At 61.2% G+C, this 21451-nt stretch carries 21 protein-coding genes and 3 tRNA genes; 7 read left to right on the top strand and 17 right to left on the bottom strand.

All coding sequences use genetic code 11. The annotated features are described in order from the left end of the window. Window positions 1-36 precede the first annotated feature (36 nt). The 13 genes from deoD to ACP3TA_RS08660 all read right to left on the bottom strand — a co-directional run bounded on the left by deoD (window position 37) and on the right by ACP3TA_RS08660 (window position 12538). Window positions 37-768, bottom strand: coding sequence for a purine-nucleoside phosphorylase (deoD, locus tag ACP3TA_RS08720; protein ID WP_004933059.1), 732 nt, complete (start codon window positions 766-768; stop codon window positions 37-39). 166 nt (window positions 769-934) lie between these two features. Next, window positions 935-2158 carry a phosphopentomutase gene (deoB, locus tag ACP3TA_RS08715; protein ID WP_033641795.1) on the bottom strand — a complete coding sequence of 408 codons (1224 nt, stop codon included), beginning with the start codon at window positions 2156-2158 and terminating at the stop codon, window positions 935-937. A 193-nt stretch (window positions 2159-2351) separates the two neighbouring features. Then, window positions 2352-3677 carry a thymidine phosphorylase gene (gene deoA / locus ACP3TA_RS08710; RefSeq protein WP_197849736.1) on the bottom strand — a complete coding sequence of 442 codons (1326 nt, stop codon included), beginning with the start codon at window positions 3675-3677 and terminating at the stop codon, window positions 2352-2354. Between the two features lie 66 nt (window positions 3678-3743). Beyond that, complete coding sequence (deoC, locus tag ACP3TA_RS08705; RefSeq protein WP_172755635.1) at window positions 3744-4523, bottom strand: deoxyribose-phosphate aldolase; 780 nt, start codon at window positions 4521-4523, stop codon at window positions 3744-3746. Window positions 4524-4893: 370 nt separating this feature from the next. After that, the gene (locus ACP3TA_RS08700; RefSeq protein ID WP_004933076.1) at window positions 4894-6171 is read right to left on the bottom strand and encodes a NupC/NupG family nucleoside CNT transporter; all 1278 of its coding nucleotides are present in this window, start codon (window positions 6169-6171) and stop codon (window positions 4894-4896) included. 184 nt (window positions 6172-6355) lie between these two features. Continuing rightward, complete coding sequence (locus ACP3TA_RS08695) at window positions 6356-7138, bottom strand: TatD family hydrolase (RefSeq protein ID WP_046688209.1); 783 nt, start codon at window positions 7136-7138, stop codon at window positions 6356-6358. Continuing rightward, a complete protein-coding gene (locus tag ACP3TA_RS08690; protein ID WP_033651706.1) occupies window positions 7135-8253 on the bottom strand; it encodes a patatin-like phospholipase family protein in 1119 nt (372 codons plus the stop codon). The genes ACP3TA_RS08695 and ACP3TA_RS08690 overlap by 4 nt, the downstream gene beginning before the upstream one ends. A 10-nt stretch (window positions 8254-8263) precedes the next feature. Beyond that, complete coding sequence (locus tag ACP3TA_RS08685; protein WP_004933086.1) at window positions 8264-8449, bottom strand: CsbD family protein; 186 nt, start codon at window positions 8447-8449, stop codon at window positions 8264-8266. A gap of 68 nt (window positions 8450-8517) precedes the next feature. Continuing rightward, on the bottom strand, window positions 8518-8679 hold the full coding sequence (locus ACP3TA_RS08680) for a DUF1328 domain-containing protein (protein WP_004933089.1): 162 nt from the start codon (window positions 8677-8679) through the stop codon (window positions 8518-8520). Window positions 8680-8840: 161 nt separating this feature from the next. Next, complete coding sequence (gene osmY, locus ACP3TA_RS08675; protein ID WP_033641790.1) at window positions 8841-9455, bottom strand: molecular chaperone OsmY; 615 nt, start codon at window positions 9453-9455, stop codon at window positions 8841-8843. Between the two features lie 516 nt (window positions 9456-9971). Further along, complete coding sequence (prfC, locus tag ACP3TA_RS08670; RefSeq protein WP_033641789.1) at window positions 9972-11561, bottom strand: peptide chain release factor 3; 1590 nt, start codon at window positions 11559-11561, stop codon at window positions 9972-9974. Window positions 11562-11712: 151 nt separating this feature from the next. Beyond that, on the bottom strand, window positions 11713-12156 hold the full coding sequence (rimI, locus tag ACP3TA_RS08665; RefSeq protein ID WP_033641788.1) for a ribosomal protein S18-alanine N-acetyltransferase: 444 nt from the start codon (window positions 12154-12156) through the stop codon (window positions 11713-11715). Beyond that, window positions 12101-12538 carry a DNA polymerase III subunit psi gene (locus tag ACP3TA_RS08660; RefSeq protein WP_033641787.1) on the bottom strand — a complete coding sequence of 146 codons (438 nt, stop codon included), beginning with the start codon at window positions 12536-12538 and terminating at the stop codon, window positions 12101-12103. The genes rimI and ACP3TA_RS08660 overlap by 56 nt, the downstream gene beginning before the upstream one ends. Window positions 12539-12684: 146 nt before the next feature. Here ACP3TA_RS08660 and rsmC point away from each other — a divergent pair, with 146 nt between their 5' ends. Then, window positions 12685-13725 carry a 16S rRNA (guanine(1207)-N(2))-methyltransferase RsmC gene (gene rsmC / locus ACP3TA_RS08655; RefSeq protein ID WP_033641786.1) on the top strand — a complete coding sequence of 347 codons (1041 nt, stop codon included), beginning with the start codon at window positions 12685-12687 and terminating at the stop codon, window positions 13723-13725. Window positions 13726-13776: 51 nt separating this feature from the next. On the opposite strand, the gene ACP3TA_RS08650 is transcribed toward rsmC, so the two are convergent. After that, complete coding sequence (locus ACP3TA_RS08650; RefSeq protein WP_047025178.1) at window positions 13777-14769, bottom strand: aldo/keto reductase; 993 nt, start codon at window positions 14767-14769, stop codon at window positions 13777-13779. Between the two features lie 118 nt (window positions 14770-14887). On the opposite strand from ACP3TA_RS08650, the gene ACP3TA_RS08645 reads away from it, so the two are divergent. The 4 genes from ACP3TA_RS08645 (at window position 14888) to ACP3TA_RS08630 (ending at window position 16243) form a co-directional block, all read left to right on the top strand. Beyond that, on the top strand, window positions 14888-15832 hold the full coding sequence (locus ACP3TA_RS08645) for a LysR family transcriptional regulator (protein ID WP_089195449.1): 945 nt from the start codon (window positions 14888-14890) through the stop codon (window positions 15830-15832). 72 nt (window positions 15833-15904) lie between these two features. Further along, window positions 15905-15991 (top strand) — tRNA-Leu (locus tag ACP3TA_RS08640). Window positions 15992-16027: 36 nt separating this feature from the next. Further along, a tRNA-Leu gene (locus ACP3TA_RS08635) sits at window positions 16028-16114 on the top strand. Between the two features lie 42 nt (window positions 16115-16156). Next, window positions 16157-16243 (top strand) — tRNA-Leu (locus tag ACP3TA_RS08630). A gap of 89 nt (window positions 16244-16332) precedes the next feature. On the opposite strand, the gene ACP3TA_RS08625 is transcribed toward ACP3TA_RS08630, so the two are convergent. Next, window positions 16333-16617, bottom strand: coding sequence for a DUF1435 domain-containing protein (locus tag ACP3TA_RS08625; RefSeq protein ID WP_033641783.1), 285 nt, complete (start codon window positions 16615-16617; stop codon window positions 16333-16335). Between the two features lie 259 nt (window positions 16618-16876). Here ACP3TA_RS08625 and ACP3TA_RS08620 point away from each other — a divergent pair, with 259 nt between their 5' ends. Continuing rightward, window positions 16877-17971 (top strand): GGDEF domain-containing protein, encoded by a 1095-nt coding sequence (locus ACP3TA_RS08620; protein ID WP_089192555.1) that lies wholly within the window; start codon window positions 16877-16879, stop codon window positions 17969-17971. On the opposite strand, the gene ACP3TA_RS08615 is transcribed toward ACP3TA_RS08620, so the two are convergent. Continuing rightward, window positions 17968-18879 (bottom strand): LysR family transcriptional regulator, encoded by a 912-nt coding sequence (locus ACP3TA_RS08615; protein WP_206196074.1) that lies wholly within the window; start codon window positions 18877-18879, stop codon window positions 17968-17970. The two genes, ACP3TA_RS08620 and ACP3TA_RS08615, sit on opposite strands and share 4 nt — an antisense overlap. A 108-nt stretch (window positions 18880-18987) precedes the next feature. On the opposite strand from ACP3TA_RS08615, the gene ACP3TA_RS08610 reads away from it, so the two are divergent. Beyond that, window positions 18988-20190: an MFS transporter gene (locus tag ACP3TA_RS08610; RefSeq protein WP_206196066.1), complete on the top strand. Its 1203-nt coding sequence runs from the start codon at window positions 18988-18990 to the stop codon at window positions 20188-20190. A gap of 1 nt (window position 20191) precedes the next feature. Here the strand turns inward: ACP3TA_RS08610 and fucP are convergent, their stop codons facing one another. Further along, window positions 20192-21421, bottom strand: coding sequence for an L-fucose:H+ symporter permease (fucP, locus tag ACP3TA_RS08605; RefSeq protein WP_060659976.1), 1230 nt, complete (start codon window positions 21419-21421; stop codon window positions 20192-20194). Window positions 21422-21451 lie beyond the last annotated feature (30 nt).

The raw sequence follows: 21451 nt of genomic DNA, 5'->3' as shown, positions 1-21451 counted from the left end.
TGACGGGCGGGCGCCATGATGACGCCCGCCGCGGTATTACGCTTTGTCGCCCAGCAGCACGGATTCCAGCGCGATAACGATCATTTCGTTAAAGGTGGTCTGGCGTTCCGCCGCCGTGGTCGCTTCGTGACGCAGGATGTGGTCGGACACGGTGCAGATGGTCAGCGCCTTACAGCCGAACTCTTCGTACAGCTCCGCCGCCACGCCGTAGATGCCGGCCGCTTCCATTTCCACACCCAGGATGCCGTACTTCTTCATCACCTGGAACATATCCGGATCCGGGGTGTAGAACAGATCGGCGGAGAAGATGTTGCCCACGCGCGCCGGGATGCCCTGCGCCGCCGCCGCGTCGACCGCGTTGCGCACCATGTCGAAGTCGGCGATCGCCGCGTAGTCGTTGTCCTTGAAGCGCAGACGGTTCACCTTGGAGTCGGTGCACGCGCCCATGCCGATCACCACGTCGCGCAGTTTGATATCGTCACGCACCGCGCCGCAGGAACCCACGCGAATGATCTTCTTCACGCCGAATTCGGCGATCAGCTCGCGCGCGTAGATGGAGCAGGACGGAATGCCCATGCCGTGGCCCATTACGGAGATGCGGCGGCCTTTGTAGGTGCCGGTGAAGCCCAACATGCCGCGCACGTTGTTCACTTCCACCGCGCCTTCCAGGAAGGTTTCGGCGATGTATTTTGCGCGCAGCGGGTCGCCCGGCATCAGTACTACGTCAGCGAAATCACCCATCTCAGCATTAATGTGCGGCGTAGCCATAATTTTCTTCCTTTAGAAATCTTATTTAATAAAAACGTCAAACGTCCAAGCCTTGAATGTCGAGTTGCAACCAGGCAGCTGGCGGGGGAATCCCCAGGAGCTTACTTGAGTAAGCGACTGGGGTTCACGCGTGAAGCTAACAACGCTGCGGCTTGAAAGACAGGGCTTAGAACAGGGTCTTACCGTAATCCATCGGCGACAGGCCAAAGTAATTGGCGACGGTCTGGCCGATGTCGGCGAAGGTCTCGCGGTGGCCCAGCGAACCCGGTTTCACTTTCGGGCCGTAAACCAGCACCGGAATGTGCTCGCGGGTGTGGTCGGTGCCGCTCCAGGTCGGATCGCAGCCGTGGTCGGCGGTGAAGATGATGATGTCTTCGTCTTTCACCAGCTTCAGCAGTTCCGGCAGGCGGCGGTCGAACAGCTCCAGCGCGGCGGCGTAGCCCGCCACGTCGCGACGGTGACCGTAGGAGGAGTCGAAGTCCACGAAGTTGGTGAACACGATGGTGTTGTCGCCGGCCTTTTCCATTTCGATCAGGGTCGCGTCGAACAGCGCGTCGATGCCGGTCGCCTTCACCTTCTTGGTGATGCCGACGTTGGCGTAGATGTCGGCGATTTTACCGATCGACACCACTTCGCCGCCCTTCTCGTCCACCAGCTTTTTCAGCACGGTCGGCGCCGGCGGCTCTACCGCCAGATCGTGGCGATTGCCGGTGCGCTGGAAGTGGCCCGGCTTGTCGCCGACGAACGGACGCGCGATCACGCGGCCGATGTTGTAACCGCCTTCGGTCAGCTCTTCACGCGCGATTTCGCACAGCTCATACAGGCGCTCCAGGCCGAAGGTCTCTTCGTGACAGGCGATCTGGAATACCGAGTCGGCGGAGGTGTAGAAAATCGGCTTGCCGGTTTTCATGTGCTCTTCACCCAACTGATCGAGGATCACGGTGCCGGATGAGTGGCAGTTGCCCAGGTAGCCCGGCAGATTGGCGCGCTCCACCAGCTTATCCAGCAGCGCCTGCGGGAAGCTGTTGTGCTCGTCCTTGAAGTAGCCCCAGTCGAACAGCACCGGCACGCCGGCGATTTCCCAGTGGCCAGACGGCGTGTCTTTACCGGAAGAGAGCTCGCTGGCGTAGCCGTAGGCGCCGATGATGTCGGCGTTGCGATCCAGCCCCTGCGGGAAGTTGCCGGTGGACTCTTCCGCCGCTTTGCCGAGGCCCAGACGGCTCAGGTTAGGCAGCGTCAGCGGGCCCTGACGGCCCACGTTGGCCTCACCGCGCGCGCAAACCTCGGCGATGTGGCCCAGGGTGTCGGAACCCTGATCGCCAAAACGTTCGGCGTCTTCGCTGGCGCCGATGCCGAAGGAGTCCAATACCATAATAAATGTGCGTTTCATCTGTGCTCTCCTGCGTGTTCTCACGCTATTGCGACCGCAAAACTGCAATCGCCCTTATTCTCTAAATTTATACCCAATGGATTTCAAGTTGTAGCTAGGCGGCTAGCGCGTGTATCCCCAGGAGCTTACTCAAGTAAGTGACTGGGGTGCACGCGTGCAGCCAACAACGCTACGGCTTGAAAGACGAGGGTCATCACGCTTGAGTGATGCGCTTATACACCACTGGCGTCGCCTCCGGCGCCTTGTCGCTCAGCGTCATTGCGCTGCGCACCGCATCGGCCGCCTGCTGCCAGCTCTCTTCATCGTTGGCGTGGATCATCGCCAGCGGCTGCTGGGAATCCGCCGTATCGCCCAGGCGCGCCATCTCGGTCAGGCCGACGCTGTAATCGATGGCGTCGCTCGCCCGACGGCGGCCGCCGCCCAACGACACCACCGCCATGCCCAGCGCACGGGTATCCATGGCGCTGATGATGCCCGGCTTTTCAGCATACACCGGCTTGCTCAGCGTTGCCGCCGGCAGATAGCTATCGTAGCGTTCGACGAAGTCTATTGGCCCCTGCTGCGCCGCCACCATGCGGCCAAACACCTCCGCCGCCTTGCCGTTATCCAGCACCGCCTGCAGCTTGGCGCGCGCGTCGGTCTCGTCTTTCGCCAGGCCGCCGGACAACAGCATCTCTACGCTCAGCGCCAGCGTCACTTCCAGCAGGCGCGGGTTGCGGTATTCGCCGGTCAGGAAGCGCACCGCTTCGCGCACTTCCACCGCGTTGCCGGCGCTGGAAGCCAGCACCTGATTCATGTCGGTCAGCAGCGCGGTGGTCTTGCAGCCCGCGCCGTTGGCCACGCCGACGATCGCCTGCGCCAAATCTTGCGACAGGGCATAGGTCGGCATAAAGGCGCCGGAGCCGACCTTCACGTCCATCACCAGCGCATCCAACCCTTCCGCCAGCTTCTTGGCCAGAATGGAGGCGGTGATCAGCGGGATAGAATCCACGGTGGCGGTGATATCGCGGGTGGCGTAAAAACGCTTGTCCGCCGGCGCCAGCGAGCTGGTCTGGCCGATGATCGCCACGCCGACGTCCTGAATGATTTTGCGGAAGGCGTTATCGTCCGGGAAAATATTGAAGCCCGGAATGGCTTCCAGTTTGTCCAGCGTGCCGCCGGTATGCCCCAGGCCGCGGCCGGAGATCATCGGCACATAGCCGCCGCAGGCCGCCACCATCGGGCCGAGCATCAGCGAAGTCACGTCGCCCACGCCGCCGGTCGAGTGCTTGTCGACGATCGGGCCGTTCAGCGCCAAACTCTTCCAGTCCAGCACGGTGCCGGAATCGCGCATCGCCATGGTGAGCGCCACGCGCTCCGGCATGCTCATGTCATGGAAATAAATGGTCATCGCCAGCGCGGCGATCTGCCCTTCCGACACCACATTGTCGCGAATGCCGTTGATGAAAAAGCGGATTTCCGCTTCGCTTAACGGCTGGCCGTCGCGTTTTTTACGAATAATTTCTTGAGCCAGGAACAAGGCATCCCCCTGTGTCGCCGAGAGTCGGTGCAGACGGGCGCGCCTGGCGCCCGCCAACGATATCGATCAGTAGCCGCCGCCGGCGGTCTGGGTTTGGTGGCCCAGCGCGGCCAGCAAGCTGGCCAGCAGGCTGGAAGCGCCAAAGCGGAAATGCCGCGCGTCGGCCCACCCTTCGCCCAGAATACGATCGGCAAGTTGCAGATAATGCAGCGCGTCTTCCGCGGTGCGCACGCCGCCGGCCGGCTTGAAGCCCACCGTCTTCGCCACGCCCATATCGCGGATCGCTGACATCATCAGCTCGGCGCTCTCCAGGGTGGCGTTGACCGGCACCTTGCCGGTGGAGGTCTTGATAAAGTCGGCGCCGGCCTTGATGGCGATCTCGGACGCCTTGCGGATCAGATCGGCCTGCTTCAGCTCACCGGTTTCGATGATCACTTTCAGCAGCACGTTGGCCGCCTGGCAAGCCTGTTTGCACTGTTTCACCAGCTCGAAACCGACCTGTTCGTTGCCGGCGATCAGCGCGCGGTAAGGGAACACCACGTCCACTTCATCCGCCCCATAGGCGATGGCCGCGCGGGTTTCCGCCAGCGCGATGTCGATATCGTCGTTGCCATGCGGGAAGTTGGTCACGGTGGCGATACGGATGTCCGGCGTGCCTTGCTCGCGCAGCGCCTTACGCGCCACCGGGATAAAACGCGGGTAGATGCAGATGGCCGCCGTGTGGCCGGCCGGGCTGTTGGCCTGACGACAGAGGGCGATCACTTTCTCGTCGGTGTCATCATCGTTCAGCGTGGTTAAATCCATCAAGTTCAGCGCACGTTGCGCTGCTGCGGTTAATTCGGTCATAAAACTCTCCAACTGAGTACCTGGGTGTTGGCGAGCGGACTTGGTTCCATGAAGATAGCGCAGGGGAACGGCGTTCCCGCGGCGGCAACTGAGATCCTTCTCACCGCACATGGCCACCCGCCTTGCGGCCGGCCAGTAATAGCTATTTGAACACGAATGCCGGGGGCGATTCGCGTTCATCGTCACACTATATGAAATAGCACTGTAACAGACCGGAATTATATGTGAAGAACATCACAAAATAACGCGATATCGTTCACAAATTCGCTAAAGAAGCGGCTGAAGATCGCGGGTGCGGCGAACACCCGCGTTGCTTAGAGTATAGGCGGAGTCCCGCGATCGGTCGCGCCGACGCGGGCTCAGCGAGGGCTTACAGCGCCAGGAAGAAACCGGCGATGGTGGCACTCATCAGGTTGGACAGCGTGCCCGCCGCCACGGCCTTCAGACCGAAACGCGCGATGTCATGGCGACGGTTGGGTGCCATGCTGCCCAAACCGCCCAGCAGGATCGCCACCGAGGAGAGGTTGGCAAAACCGCACAGCGCAAAGGAGATGATCGCCTTGGTGTGCGTTGACAGCACCTGCAGGCCTTCCGCCGCCACCACATCGTCCGGACGCAGATAGGCGCCGAAGTTCATATAGGCGACAAACTCATTGACGATGATCTTCTGGCCGATAAACGAACCGGCGGTCATCGCTTCACTCCACGGCACGCCAATCAGGAAGGCGATCGGCGAGAACACCCAGCCGAGGATCAGCTCGAGCGACAGCTGCGGGTAATCGAACCAGCCGCCGATGCCGCCGAGAATGCCGTTGAGCAAGGCGATCAGCGCGATAAACGCCAGCAGCATCGCGCCGACGTTCAGCGCCAGCTGCATGCCGGAAGCCGCGCCGGAAGCCGCCGCATCGATCACGTTGGCAGGACGATCCTCTTCGGCGATCAGTTTCATCGCATCGTCTTTATCGTGGGTCTGCTCGGTTTCCGGCACCATCAGCTTGGCGAACAGCAGCCCGCCCGGCGCGGCCATGAAGGACGCGGCGATCAGGTATTCCAGCGGCACGCCCATCTGCGCGTATCCCGCCAGCACCGAACCGGCCACCGAAGCCAGGCCGCCGCACATCACGGCGAACAGTTCTGACTGGCTCATGGTGGCGATATACGGACGCACCACCAGCGGCGCTTCGGTCTGGCCGACGAAAATGTTGGCGGTCGCCGACAGCGATTCGGTGCGCGAGGTGCCCAGCAACTTGTGCAGGCCGCCGCCCAGCACGCGGATCACCAACTGCATGATGCCGAGGTAGTACAGCACCGCAATCAGCGAGGAGAAGAACACGATCACCGGCAGGACGCGCAGCGCGAACACGAAGCCGCCGCCGCCGAACACCTCGAACATCTTGTCGGAAACCAGCCCGCCGAAGATGAACGAAATGCCCTGATTGCCGTAAGCGATAACGTTTGCCACGCCGTTAGACATACTGCCGAGGATGCTGCGGCCCAGCGGCACGTACAGCACCAGCGCGCCGATACCGACCTGAATGATGAACGCCCACACCACGGTGCGCAGTTTGATGGCCCGACGGTTGCTGGAGAGCAGCACCGCAATGGCGATCAGCACCGCCATCCCGACCAGACTCATGATGAGTTGCATGCAAAGTTTCCCTGTTGCAAAAAATAAAATACATCCCTGCTCATGAAGAGAGGTCTGCTATTGGAGAGTTTCGGGGGGGATTATACTGAGCGAGGTCACCCTCGCACCGATTTATGTCACAAATGTATACAACGAGACGCAAATGAAAATCTTATAACGTGACGCAAGTCACGTTATGCAGACCTCAATTCGGCATGGCGAACAGCGCTTGGGTATTGCGTTGCAGGTGGGCGGCTATCACGTCGGCCGGTTCCGGCCGCAGTTCACACAGCGCGTGAAACACCTCGGCGGCGCGCTCGGGGCGGTTCGGCTGCCCCTGATAGCCGGCCAGCGGCATGTCCGGCGCATCGGTCTCCAGCAGCAGCGCCTCAAGCGGCAGCTGCGCCATCACGGCGCGCGTTTTCTGCGCCCGCTCATAGGTGATGGTGCCGCCCACGCCGATGTAATAGCCGAGGCGGATAAACGCCTGCGCCTGCGACAGGCTGCCGGCAAAGCCGTGCACCACGCCGCGGCGCGGCAGCTGCATGCGCCGCAGCGCGGCGGCCAGTTGGTCGTGGGTGCGGCGCGAATGCAGGATCACCGGCAGGTCATGCTGTTTCGCCAGCTTCAGTTGGGCCAGCAGCACGCTGTGCTGCCGCTCGAACTGTGGGTTATCCATATACAGATCGAGCCCGATCTCCCCCACCGCCACCAGCTTGTGCGGCCGTTCGGCCAGCAGCGCCGCCAACTGTTCCAACTGCGGCTCATGATGCTGCGCGATATACAGCGGGTGCAGCCCCAGTGCGGCGAACAGCGGCGCATGCTCCTGCGCCAGCCGCAACACCCGCGCGAAGCGATCGGCGGTGACCGTCGGGACGATGATGCGCTTTACGTCGGCGCTTGCCGCCCGCGCCAGGCTCTCGGCCTCATGCCCGGTAAAGGGCGGGAAATCGAAATGGCAGTGGGTGTCGGTAAAGGCGTAACTCACAGCGCCCCCCCTTCACCCGGCGGCAGATCGCCCGGCAGGATGATTTTCGGCGCCGCTACCGCCGCCTCCGGCTGCGCCGCCCGCTCGGTGGGCATGGCGATGTCGGTCACGATCGGCGAAGGCATTCTGACGTTCTCCGGCTGGATCAGGCGGCGCGACAACGCTTTTCGCACCTTCATGCCGTCGGGTTCCTGCTGCGCCATCCACTGGCCGACGGTGGCCAGGAAGTAGCGGCCGCAGCGGCGCCCCAGGTGATAATCCTGATTGAGCGCCCCCAATCGGCTGCCCAGCGCATTGCTGGCCAGCGGCTTCGGCGGGAAGATCTCGAAGATGCGCAGCTTGCCCGGCGGCTTTTCGATAAAGCGCTGGATGCGGTGATAGCTTTGCTCGTGATGCTGCAGGATGCGCACCATCTGCTGCAGGCTGCTGTCGCTCAGCCAATGCTCCATGCGCTTCATCCACTGCGGGGTGTAGTACATTTGCGAAGGCACGGTGCGGATCACCACGATGGTGTCGGCGCCGCGGCGATAGGCCTCTTCCACCGGGATCGCATCGCTGATGCCGCCGTCCTGATAGCTGACGCCGTCCAACTCCACGCCCTGACGGTAGAAGCCGGGAATGGCGCTGGACGCCTTGATGGCCGGCAGCCAGCGTTCGCGCTGCGCCGGCAGATAGGTCGGTTCGAAATCGTCGCTGCGGCAGGCGCACAGCAGGAATTCGCGCCCGTCGGTAAAGTGCTGTTCCGCCACGTCCATCGCCAGCGGCATCTGCGCCGCCGCCGTATCAACCAGCCAATCGAGATCGATCAGATGCCCGCCGCGCACGAAGCGCAGCGGATTGAAGAACTGTGCCGAAGTGGTGTAACGGGTGATCACCCGGCGCGCGTAGCCCATCTGCCCGCAGATATAGGCAGACAGATTCTGAGCGCCGGCCGATGTGCCGATCAGCAGATCGAAAGGGTTAAAGCCCGCGCGCTGAAACTCGTCCAGCACGCCGGCGGTGAAAATGCCGCGCTGGCCGCCGCCTTCGCAGACCAACGCCATTTTTCCTGGTCGAAAAGGTTTAGACGCCAGCGGTTCTATATTGCCGAGCGTGATGGGTATTCTGTATCCCAACTTGGCATCCTCAGTGAGACGTTTTCTCCGAGGATACCGCGTCTCGCTCTCTTCCGTAATCCTCTTGCAGCACGCCGACGAGGAAATCATTGCTGCCGGCCAACCAGGCACCATCGCTGCCGGACCATTCGGCCCAAGCCTGCCATACCTGACCTTTCAGCTGTTTCCAGCGCCCGACGATGATGTCGCTGTTCATGGCCGGCCCTCCCCGACGTGAGAAAAGGAATTAAGCTTTGTTACAGTTTGCAGGAAAATGCCGGCCGGCTAAGGGCGCCGACGGCCGGTGAACAGACTGACCAGGAACAGGATGATGCCGACAACGAACACGACTTTGGCGGCCCAGGCGGCGGTGCCCGCCAGCGAACCGAACCCCAGTGCCGCAGCGATAAGCGCGATGACTAAAAAGATAATGCCCCAACGAAACATAAGCTTCTCCTTACCATTGTGAAAAAATTCGCTGCCGTCTACCGCCCCGACAACGGGACATCGACGGCAAATCAGTTTCTTTTTTTGGTGGTACACGTCGGGCCGCCTTGACAGCCCGACAGATGCGGCTTGTTGTTACTTGTTACGGGCGCCTGGCGGGATTACTGCTTGACCACCAGGTCGTTTTTCACGCTTTTCACGCCGTCGATAGCCTTGGCGATGCTTTCGGCACGCTCAGACTGCGCCTGCGTTTTCACTTCACCGGAAAGCTGCACCACGCCATCGGTGGTTTCCACTTTCACATTGCGCGACGGCACGATGTCATCGGCCAGCAGCTTGGCTTTCAGCTCGCTGGTGGTGGCGGTGTCGCCGGCATACGATTTGATCGACTGATTGGCTTCATCTTTCACGTGCAGCTTGTCGCTGACGGTTTTGACGCCTTCCACCTTGCCGGCAACCGCAACCGCATGCTCCGCCTGCGCCTGGCTGCCGACAAACCCGCTCAGGATCACGGTGCCTTTTTCGGTTTTCACCGAAATGTCAGTGCTTTTGATGCTCTTATCGTCCACCAATGCACTTTTAACTTTAGCCGTTATCGCGCTGTCATCCATGTAACCGTCAACTTTTTTCATGGAGCTATCGATTTTGGCACCGGCACTGTCCGCGGCGTTAGACGCCTTGTTGAGCAGACTGTCTTCGGCCAGCGCAGTGCCGCTCACCAAAGCAGAACCCAAAACAACAGCCATCAGCGAGTGTGCAAATTTGGTCTTTTTCATCGATCTCTTCCTTTTGTTGGGGGCCCCAGCGCCAGAGCGCCGGAACCCTTCAGCCGCCTTCACGCGGCCTCTCGGTAAATACTTCATCATCGCTATACGATTAAGCGTTCACGACAGGAATATTGCAACCGCCGTGCCAACTCCATAAACGCCTTAAAAATCAAACAAAAAAAGCGTTGAGTCGGATTTTTAATCAAAAAACTGTCGCCTATTGACGACAGACTAAGTGACACGAAACGGTAAAACATTCATCTCATTGATATTTAAGGAAACAGACTGTCTCCTATCGGCAACACATCAGAATAACTCACCAAACAATCAGCGTATTACAGTGATTTACTCTCAAGCAATGTGCGGACATCTCGTTAAAGATAGACCATGCGGCGGAAAACGCAGGCCAATCGCGTCTCGCCTGGGCGACATCGATTCGCAGGATAAAATATGAGGAAGATTTATTAATTAGCGGAGTGAGAATACGGGGAATTGGCAGGGCGCACCGGGCGCCCTGCCGATGTATCAGTGTTCGCGGGTCTTGCGGAAGGTCACGTCAGGATAGCGTTCCTGCGTCAGGTTGAGGTTCACCATGGTCGGCGCGATGTAGGACAGGTTGTCCCCGCCGTCCAGCGCCAGGTTGATCTCGTTCTTGCGCTTGAACTCTTCGAACTTCTTCACGTCGTCGCACTCGACCCAGCGCGCCGTCGACACGTTGACCGATTCGTACAGCGCTTCCACGTTGTACTCGCTCTTCAAACGCGCCACCACCACGTCGAACTGCAGCACACCGACCGCGCCGACGATCAGATCGTTGTTGGCGATCGGACGGAACACCTGTACCGCGCCCTCTTCGGACAGCTGCACCAGCCCCTTCAGCAGCTGTTTCTGCTTCAGCGGATCGCGCAGGCGAATGCGGCGGAACAGCTCCGGCGCGAAGTTCGGAATACCGGTGAACTTCATGTCTTCACCCTGGGTGAAGGTATCGCCGATCTGAATGGTGCCGTGGTTGTGCAGGCCGATGATGTCGCCCGGGTAGGCTTCTTCCACGTGCGAACGGTCGCCGGCCATAAAGGTCAGCGCGTCGGAGATCACTACGTCTTTGCCGGTGCGCACCTGGCGCAGCTTCATGCCCTTCTCGTAGCGGCCGGACACCACGCGCATAAAGGCCACGCGGTCGCGGTGTTTCGGATCCATGTTGGCCTGGATCTTGAACACAAAGCCGGTGAATTTCTCTTCCGCCGCCGTCACTTCACGGGTGTCGGTTTTGCGCGGCATCGGCGCCGGCGCCCAGGCCACCAGACCGTCCAGCATATGATCCACGCCGAAGTTACCGAGTGCGGTACCGAAGAACACCGGGGTCAGCTCGCCGCTCAGGAACGCCGCCTGATCGAACTCGTGGGAAGCGCCCTGCACCAGCTCCAGCTCATCGCGCAGCTGCGCCGCCAGATCTTCGCCTACGGCGACATCCAGCTCCGGGTTGTTCAGGCCCTTGACGATGCGCACTTCCTGAATGGTGTGGCCTTTACCGGTCTGGTACAGGTAGGTTTCATCCTTGTACAGGTGATAAACGCCTTTAAACAGCTTGCCGCAGCCGATCGGCCAGGTGATAGGCGAACAGGCGATTTTCAGTTCGCGCTCGACTTCGTCCATCACTTCCATCGGATCGCGGATGTCGCGGTCCAGCTTGTTCATGAAGGTCAGGATCGGCGTGTCGCGCAGACGGGTGACTTCCATCAGCTTGCGGGTGCGATCCTCAACGCCCTTGGCGGCGTCGATCACCATCAGACAGCAGTCCACGGCGGTCAGGGTGCGATACGTATCTTCGGAGAAGTCCTCGTGCCCCGGGGTATCCAGCAGGTTGACCAGGCTGTCGCGATACGGGAACTGCATCACCGAGGTGGTGATCGAGATCCCACGCTGCTTTTCCATTTCCATCCAGTCGGATTTGGCGTGCTGGCTGGAGCCGCGGCCTTTTACCGTACCGGCGGTCTGGATCGCCTGTCCGAATAGCAGCACTTTTTCGGTAATGGTGGTTTTACCGGCATCGGGGTGCGAGATGATGGCGAAAGTTCTTCTTTTGGAGACTTCGCGGGCAAATTCACTAGGAGACATGGTTTTCAGGTTCTACGGTTAGTCCGCCCTGCGACATCATCAGAACGCGCCGATCGCGGCGCCGGGCAAAGCGGTGAATAAAAGATAACAGCCGGGCATTTTCGCCGATTTGCCAACCGGTGACAATCAATGCTTTTTCCGGCCGGGCTGATTACCCCAGCGGCAGCGCCATCACGATCGCGTCTTCGCGGCCGTGGGCGCTCGGGTAATAATTGCGGCGCACGGTGACTTCGTTGAAACCGAGATCTTCATACAGCGCGATCGCCGCCTGGTTGGAGGCACGGACTTCCAGCCACAGCGTAACCACGCCGCGGCTCTCCAGCTGTTCGATCAACGCGTTGAGCAGCAGGCGGCCAAAGCCCCGGCGCTGGTGCTGCGGATGAATGGCGATGTTGAACAGCGTGGCTTCGTCCAGCACGATCTGCGTGATGGCGAACCCCGCCATCTCCCCATCGGCGCTCAGCTTCAGGTTAAGGTAGCGATCGCCCTGATTGCTGGCAAAGGTGGTTTCCGTCCAGGGGAAAGCGTGGCTGGCTTGCTCAATGTTGAAGGCCGTGGCCAGGTCGGCCGCCGTCAGGGTAGAAATCGTGTTCATGATGACAAATCTGCTGCCAGAGGGCGCGTTTGGCCCCCGCGTCTTGGGAAAGCTCGGCCAGCGCCGGGCTGTGTAGCTGCGCGCCGGCGACCGCGAGCGGTTCCGTCACGCCCAGCCGCCAACTGTTGCATGCGGTCTCTTCAGGCAGCATCGCCACCTGTTCCGGCGTCAGGCTGTAGGTTTGCGCCGGCGTCAGCCCCAGGCTGCGCAGCACGTCGCAAAACAGCGGATCGTCGGGCGCCGGCTGCGTCTGCGCCACCACCAGCAGGCGCGTCTCGGGCGGCAGACTGACCGCCACTTCGCCCTGCAACACGCCCGGGCGGCGCAATGTCCACTGCGTAATACCCAGTTGTTGTAACAGCCAGTCGCGTTTTGATGCCATGCCGATTCCTACCCGTTGTGGTGCGCCATGCCTGCCATGCGCCGCGCTATGCTAACAAACCCGCGCAGCCCGCGCCAACAAACCCGTCGAACATATCGCCACAAAGCTCTATAATCCCCGGTCTCATTTCCAGGAGCCAATATCTGATGTCTGCATTAACCCCCGCCAGTGAAGTCATGCTGCGCCACAGTGATGAATTTATCGAACGCCGCGTGCTGTTTGCCGGCGACCTGCAGGACAGCCTGCCGGCCCAATTCGAGGCCGCGGACGTGCGCGTCCACACTCAGCAATACCATCACTGGCAGTTACTGAACCGGACGATGGGCGATAACGTGCAGTTCGGTTTGACCGTCGATCCCGCTTTCGTCGCCGACTGCGACACGCTGGTTTACTACTGGCCGAAGAGCAAGCAGGAAGCGCAATTCCAGCTGTGCAACATCCTGGCGCTGCTGCCGGTGGGCGCGGACGTGTTCGTGGTCGGTGAAAACCGCAGCGGCGTGCGCAGCGCCGAGCCAACGCTGGAAGGCCACGTCACGCTGGTGAAAATCGACAGCGCGCGCCGCTGTGGCCTGTATCACGGCCGCCTGGACGCGCAGACCGAGTTCGACCTGAACGACTGGTGGGACAGCTATCAGCTGCACGATCTGGAAGTGAAAACGCTGCCGGGCGTGTTCAGCCGCGACGGTCTGGACGTCGGCAGCTCGCTGCTGCTGTCGACGCTGGAAAAACACATGAAAGGCAAGGTGCTGGACATCGGCTGCGGCGCCGGCGTCATGGCCTCGGTAATGTCCAAGCTGTCGCCGAAAGTCAAATTGACCCTCAGCGACGTCAACGCCGCCGCGGTGGAATCCAGCCGCGCGACGCTGGCCGCCAACGGCATCGAAGGGGAAGTGATCGTCAGCAACGTTTACTCCGACATCACCGGCCGTTTCGACATGATCATCTCCAACCCGCCGTTCCACGACGGGCTGCAGACCAGCCTGACCGCCGCCGAAACTCTGATCCGCGGCGCGGTGAAGCACCTGCCGATCGGTGGCCAACTGCGCATTGTCGCCAACGCCTTCCTGCCATACCCGGACATTCTGGACGCCACCTTCGGCAGCCACGAAGTGCTGGCGCAGAACGGCCGCTTCAAGGTGTACCAGGCGACCGTCGGCCGTCCGCCGCGCGCGCCGAAGAAGAAATAATTCGCCGTTGGCGGAAAACGACAGAGCGCGGCCTGCAGGCCGCGCTTTTTTTTAACCGTTGATGTAGGTCATCGACTCCGCGCCGTAGCGATCGCCGGCCGCCGCGCTCAGCGGGAACACCGCTTCAATCGCCGCCAGCTCAGCCGCGCTCAGCGTTATCTCCGCCGCCGCGACGTTCTCTTCAAGGTAACGACGGCGTTTGGTGCCGGGGATCGGCACGATGTGTTCCCCCTGCGCCAACACCCAGGCCAGCGCCAGCTGCGAAGGCTTGACGCCCTTCTGCGCCGCCAGCTCGCTCACCTTCTCCACCAGCGCCAGATTGCGGCTGAAGTTTTCCCCCTGGAAGCGCGGGTTGCTGCGGCGGAAGTCGTCCTCGGCCAGATCCTCCGGCCGCTGGATAGCGCCGGTGAGGAAACCGCGCCCTAACGGGCTGTAGGGCACAAAGCCGATGCCCAGGCGCTCGCAGGCCGCCAGCACGCCCTGCTCGGCGTCGCGGGTCCACAGCGAATATTCGGTCTGCAGCGCGGTGATCGGATGCACCTTGTGCGCCCGCTCCAGCGTGGCGACCGACGCCTCGCTCAGGCCGATGTGGCGGATCTTGCCTTCGCGGATCAGATCCGCCATCGTGCCCACGACGTCCTCGATCGGCACCTGCGGATCGACCCGGTGCTGATAATAAAGATCGATCTCCTCCACGCCCAAGCGCCGCAGGCTGCCCTCGACGGAGCGCCGGATATACTCGGGCCGGCTGCTGACGCCGCGCGCCGAAGGATCCGCCGGATCGCGCAGAATGCCGAACTTGGTGGCCAGGAACACCTGTTGCCGCTTGCCTTTGATCGCTTCCCCCACCAGCTCTTCGTTGGTGTGCGGGCCATACATGTCGGCGGTGTCGAGCAGCGTGACGCCCAGCTCCAGCGCCCGGTGCAGCGTGGCGATGGCTTCCTGCCGATCGGCGCCGGTGGAGTAGAAGTCGCTCATGCCCATGCATCCCAACCCCAGGGCGGAGACGACGGGACCGTGGGAACCGAGTTTACGTTGTTGCATTGTGCTGCCCTCATGCGGTGAATGGATAACGCAGCAAAGTCTGGTTGTTTACGCGACAAAGATAAATAATGCAGATTGCACATCACTGTTCAAAAATCACCAACAATACGGAGTGGACATGGATCAGGTTCAAGCCATGCGCATTTTTACCCGCATCGTCGAACTGGGCAGCTTCAGCCGGGCGGCCGAACGCCTGCAGCTGCCGCGCGCCACGGTCAGCAACGCGCTGAAACGGCTGGAACAGCGGCTGGGCGTACGCCTGCTGATCCGCACCACCCGCCAGGTGCAGGTGACCAGCGAAGGCAGTCTCTACTATCAACGCTGCGTGCAGTTGCTGGGCGCGCTGGAGGAGGCGGACACGCTGTTCAGCCACCATAAGCTGCAGCCGTCCGGCAAAGTGCGCATCGATATGCCCCATTCGCTGGCGCGCGAGGTCGTCATTCCGGCGCTGGACGACTTCTACCGGCGCTATCCCGACATCACGCTGGCGCTGGGCGCCAACGACACCCACGTCGATCTGCTGCGCGAAGGCGTGGACTGCGTGCTGCGCGCCTGGGAAACCGAAGACGACAGCCTGGTGGCGCGGCGGATCGCCCAGCTGCCGCAGGTCACCTGCGCTTCCCCCGCTTACCTGCAGGCCCAAGGTACGCCGCTCGACATCGATAGCCTGGCGCCGCACCGCGCGGTGGGGTATTTTTCGCTGGCCAGCAACCGCGATTACCCGCTGGAGTTTTGCCGCGGCGGCAAGCTGGAACTGCGCGAACTGCCCGCCCGGCTGAGCGTCAGCGGCGCCGACGCCTATATCGCCGGCGCGCGTGCCGGCATGGGATTGATACAGGCGGCGCGCTATTCGCTTGCCCCTTGGCTGGAACAGGGCGAACTGGTGGAAGTGCTGGCGGAAACGCCGCCTCCGCCGATGCCGATTTACATCATGTATCCGCCCGGCCGTTTCCTGGCGCCGCGGGTCAGAGTGTTGATTGATTGGCTGATTTGGCTGTTTGACCAGCAGAAAAGCGGCGATATGGCTGTTTTTCCAGCAAACGCCCGCAAAGCGGGGAAATAACTGTTGACGTGTCCGCCAAAATCTCTAGAATTCGCCTCCGTGGTAACGTTACTCCGGTAATGTTTCTGGTACGCGAAGGTGGCGGAATTGGTAGACGCGCTAGCTTCAGGTGTTAGTGTCCTTACGGACGTGAGGGTTCAAGTCCCTCTCTTCGCACCAAATAACCACATGATTTATATTGCACTCAGCATCGATGCGAAGGTGGCGGAATTGGTAGACGCGCTAGCTTCAGGTGTTAGTGTTCTTACGGACGTGAGGGTTCAAGTCCCTCTCTTCGCACCACGCTGGCGACGTAATATAAATCAAAGCAACAACATCGACTGTGCGAAGGTGGCGGAATTGGTAGACGCGCTAGCTTCAGGTGTTAGTGTCCTTACGGACGTGAGGGTTCAAGTCCCTCTCTTCGCACCAATTGATGATCTCCCCGGCAGTATCCTCGAAAAAATCCCAACGCATTGATGAATCACACGCAAAAGCGTGATTTTGCCGTTTCCGGCGTTTCACCCGAAGCTGAAGTTCAGGCTGACAGCCGCCAGGCCGCCCGCCAGCGCCATACAGGAAGGCAGCAGCAGATAGTGGCGCAGCCGGCTGTTGAACAACATGACCAGCGTGGCCAACATCGCTATCACGATCAGGGTGCGCAACTGCACCATATCCAGGTCGATCAAGGCCAGCAGCGGCATCAGCGCACAAGGCAGCAAAACGCCCCAGGCGCTGGCCAGGCGATCCCCGAGGCACCAACTGACGCCCCACAGCCCGCACGCGGCAATCATGGCGGTGAGCATGACAACCCCCTTTAAGTGATAATGATAACCAATATCATATAACACTTTTTTGGCCGCCGCATCATTTTCACTGCGCTGACCAAACCCAGATGACACCAGCATGAAAAAATGATAATTTGACATAAGAAAATTCCTAGTCCTGTTTGCATGATAATAATCACAATCCTCAACCATGCAATTCAAGTGGATATTCGCGCCAAAGGAATGCTTCTCAACCTTAATTATTCGACAGAACGACTTTGCAAAGAGTGACCTCCGTATGAACGCCCGTTCTTATCAGGAATTACTGAACAGCAAGCAGCGCCTGGCATTATTTCTTTTTCTGATAATGAATGCCGCCTCTTCCGTATTTACATTATTGTTCCCTTTTAGGGATACGCCCGCATTTACCCTACCTTTATTATGTATACCGCTATTTTGTCTGGTAGCGGCGCTATTTTCCCTGCAAACGCCACGCAAATACTTGTGCAAACTCAACCTGTTCGCCGGCGTGCTCGGCCTGCTCTGGGCCGCACATATTTACGTTAAAAGTCAATATTGCCTACCGAATAACCAAGATTTTTTATTAATTAGTTTGTTTAGCATCTTTTTTATCAGCGCTATTTCCCTGACGGACAACTTTACCGCCTTTTGTTTACACGCCGTGCCTTCCGCAATGGTGATCCTGGCTTTAGACGGCATGCATAATACCCTGCGGATATTATTCACCACGCTATTACCTATTATCGCTTTCTCCATCCACCACCTGATGTTGAAACGCAGTGAAATCTTTACTCACGCGCTGGTGGCCAACCTGTATAACGAGCGCGATAAATTCAATAATTTGAGCATGATCGATCCTCTGACCGGCCTTTATAACCGGCGCGGGCTGGAGAATAAGATCACGATGCTGCTGGAACCGCAAACCGGCCATCATTACGTGCTGTTGCTGGATATCGACCACTTCAAGGTCTACAACGACAGCTACGGCCATGCCATGGGCGATCGGGCGTTGGTGCAGGTGGCGGTCGCCATCCGCGATGCGGTGCGTTCGCGCGACATCGTGGTGCGTTACGGCGGGGAAGAATTTTTGGTGCTGCTGACCAACGTGCACGAAGGCTACGCGGCGCAACTGGCCGAACGGGTGCGCCAGCGGGTGGCGGAGCTGAACATCCCGCACGGCGCCAGTCCGCAGCACAGCGGCACGCTGACGCTCAGCGCCGGCATCTCCGCGCTGGAAAAACTGGACATCGAATCGGCGATAGGCGCAGCCGACGCCGCGCTCTATCTGGCGAAGCACAGCGGCCGCAACAATATTCAGCTGGCGCAAAACGTCGAGCCCGCCCTGCTGCAACCGCAGGAATTGACACGCTAAACGGTTTCCCAAATCGCCTTGCCCTGCCAGCGCCGTTCGATCGCCGCCAGAAACAGTTTCACTTTGGGGGAGAGATGGCGTCGGCTGGGATAGACGGCGCAGATCGGCGGCCCCGGGCGACAATAGCGTTCCAGCACCGGCACCAGCGTGCCGGCCGCCATCTGTTCACCGACCAGAAACGCCCCTACCTGACACAGACCGGCCCCGGCGACGGCCGCATCCCGCAATGCCTCGACGTTGTTGAAACGCATCCGGCCGCGCACCGGCTGTTCGTGCAGTTGGCCGTTAATCCGATAGCGCCAGGGCGCCGGCAATCCCTGGTGGCTGAAGACCAGCGTCTCGTGATCGCCCAGCGCCTCCGGTGTCGCAGGCGTGCCGTAGCGCGCCAGATAGTCCGGCGCCGCGCAGGTGATCAGGCGGTGCGGCGCGAGCACCCGCCGCACCAGCCGACTGTCGTCGCTGCCGCCGACGCGGATCGCCACGTCGATACCGTCGCGCACCAAATCGCTGTAATCGTCGGAGAAGCTGACGTCGGCGTCCACCTCCGGCCACTGCGCCAAAAATTCCCGCAGAATCGGCAAAATATGCAACCGCCCCAACGAGACCGGCACATCCAGCCGCAGCCGCCCGCGCGGGGTTTGCCGCCGCGTATTGAGCGCCGTTTCCGCCTCTTCGGCCTGCGACAGGATGCGCTGCGCATATTCGTAAAACACCGCGCCGTCTTCGGTCAGGCTGACGCTGCGCGTGGTGCGTTGCAGCAGCCGGGTCGCCAATCGCGCCTCCAATCGGTTCACGTATTTGCCCGCCGCCGATCGGGAGATGCCCAGTCTCTCGGCCGCCAGCGTGAAGCTGCAGGCGTCGGCGACGCGAATGAATACCAGCAGGTCGGTCAGGTTATCCAACGGCATAGACGGTAAATTAGCCACGCTTTGTCCCCAATGTTGCGCATTCAGGCCAGTTTATCAGCCATTTTGGCGCGGATACACTGAGGTTCGTCATCTGTTGGGAGAGTCATTATGAGTGCCTTACACGCCGACGGCGGCGCAAAAGCGTGGCTGGCGACCTTTGCCATCGGCCTGTCCACCTTTACCGTCGTCACCGCAGAAATGTTGCCCGTCGGGCTGCTGACCCCGATCGTCAGCACCCTGAACGCATCGATCGGCCGCGCCGGGCTGCTGATTTCCCTGCCGGCCCTGTTCGCCGCGCTGTTCGCCCCGCTGGTGGTGCTGGGCGCCCGGCGCACGGACCGCCGCAACCTGCTGGCGGGCTTTCTGCTGCTGCTGATCGCCGCTAACCTGCTGGCCGCCGCCGCCACCTCCCTGGCGCTGCTGTTCGCTGCGCGCATTCTGCTGGGCTTTTGCATCGGCGGTATCTGGGCCATCGCCGGCGGGCTGGCGGAACGCCTGGTGCCGCCGGCCTCCGTCGGATTGGCGCTGTCCATCATCTTCGGCGGCGTAGCGGCGGCCTCGGTGTTCGGCGTGCCGCTCGGGGTATTCCTCGGCGAAGCGCTGGGCTGGCGCATGGCATTTCTGGCGGTCGCCGTTCTGGCGGCGCTGACCCTGCTCCTGCTGGTGTGCGTGCTGCCGCCGCTGCCGGTCACGCAGGCGATCGGCTGGCGGTCGTTCACCGCGCAACGCGCGAATCGCCGGCTGCTGACCGGGCTGCTGCTGACGTTTCTGCTGGTCGCCGGTCACTTTATGGCTTACACCTTTGTCCGTCCGCTGCTGCAGACGGTCTCCGGCATCGAGAGCCGCTGGGTGGGGCCGCTGCTGTTCGCCTACGGCATCGCCGGCCTCGTCGGGAATTTTATCGCCGGCCAGGCCGCCGCCAAACGACTGCGCCGCACCCTGGCGCTGATCGCCCTCGGGCTGGCGCTCGCCGTCCTGCTGCTGCCGCTGCTGGGCCACACGCCGCTGAGCGGCGGCGCCTTCCTGCTGCTGTGGGGCATCGCCTACGGCGGCGTTTCCGTTGCGCTGATGGCGTGGATGCTCAAGGCGGCGCCCGATGCGGCCGAGGTCGCCTCTTCACTGTATATCGCGCTGTTTAACCTGGCGATTTCCTGCGGTTCGCTGGTGGGCGGGCTGGTGGTGGATGCCGGCGGCCTGACGATAAACGGCGCGCTGTCCGGCCTGGTGCTGCTGCTGGCGTTGGCCATCCTGATGGGGACCCGGCGGCAGATGCCGAAAGCGGCGGCGAAAGCCGATTCGCCGCCGGGGTGAATCAGGCGCGGCGCTGCCGCAGGCCGTAAACCAACACCACCGCGAAGCACAGCAGCGGCAGCAGATAAGAGAGCGCGGTGCTGTAACGGTCGGCCAGCGCCCCCATAAAGTAAGGCATGATGGCGCCGCCGACGATCGCCATGATCATGAACGAGCTGGCGCGCTTGGTGTGCTTGCCCAGATTTTTCACCCCCAGGGCGAAAATGGTCGGGAACATGATCGACATAAAGAAGAACACCGCGATCAGCGCCACCACCGATACGCCGTCTACGCTCAGCATTACCACGCCGCACAGCGCGATGTTGATCAGCGCATAGACCGCCAGCAGCGTCGCCGGTTTGACCCGTCCCATCAGCCAGGTGCTGAAGAAACGTCCGACCATAAAGCAGATCATGGCGATCGACAGCAGGTAAGAGGCGCTCTGGTTAGACACCTCGCGCCAGTGCTCGGTGGCGTAGTTGATGAAGAACGCCCCCACGCCCACCTGCGCCGCCACGTAGAAAAACTGCGTGATGACCCCGCCGACGAAATGCGGATGCTGCCACAACCCCTGCGCTATCACGCCGTGCACCGGTTTTTCCTCTTCGCGGATCGCCGGCAGCCGGGTGCGGCTGAACAACAACGCGATCAGCAGCACCAGCGCGGCGATCGCCACATAGGTCATCTTCACCGCGCTCTGATCGCCGCCGCCGACGGACTGGCCGGCGGAGAAGAACAGCGTGCCGCCGATCAGCGGGCCGATAAACTGCCCGAGGCCGTTGAACGACTGCGCCAGGTTGAGCCGCCGTTCGGCGCCCTGCGCGTCGCCCAGCACCGTGGCGTACGGGTTGGCCGCCGTTTCCAGGCAGCCCAGGCCGCTGGCGATGACGAACAGCGCGAACAGGAAGACGCCGAAGCTGTTGGCCGACGCCGCCGGCACGAACAGCAGCGCGCCCAGTGCGTACAGGCACAGCCCGACCAGAATGCCCGCCTTATAGCCCTTGCGATCCATAAAGTACCCGGCGGGCAGCGCCACCAGGAAATAGGCGCCGAAGTACGCCGCCTGCAGCAGCCCCGACTGCGCCTTGGTGACGTGCAGCGTCTCCTGAAAATGTTTGTTCAATACGTCCAGCAGGCCATAGGACAGCCCCCACATGAAGAACAGGCTGGTGACCAGGATAAAGGCCCAGCGCAGATTGGCGGTCACGGGGACGCCCGGCTGCGCGGAGGCCGCACTTTTATCAGCAAGCATGGTGATACCCTCGTATCGTCTGGCGATGAT

The sequence above is a fragment of the Serratia sp. 2C06 genome, from assembly GCF_050037615.1.
In the GTDB taxonomy this organism is placed as follows: domain Bacteria; phylum Pseudomonadota; class Gammaproteobacteria; order Enterobacterales; family Enterobacteriaceae; genus Serratia; species Serratia ureilytica.
Note: the sequence above shows the minus strand (reverse complement) of the source record. Positions and strands in the feature narration are given on the sequence as shown.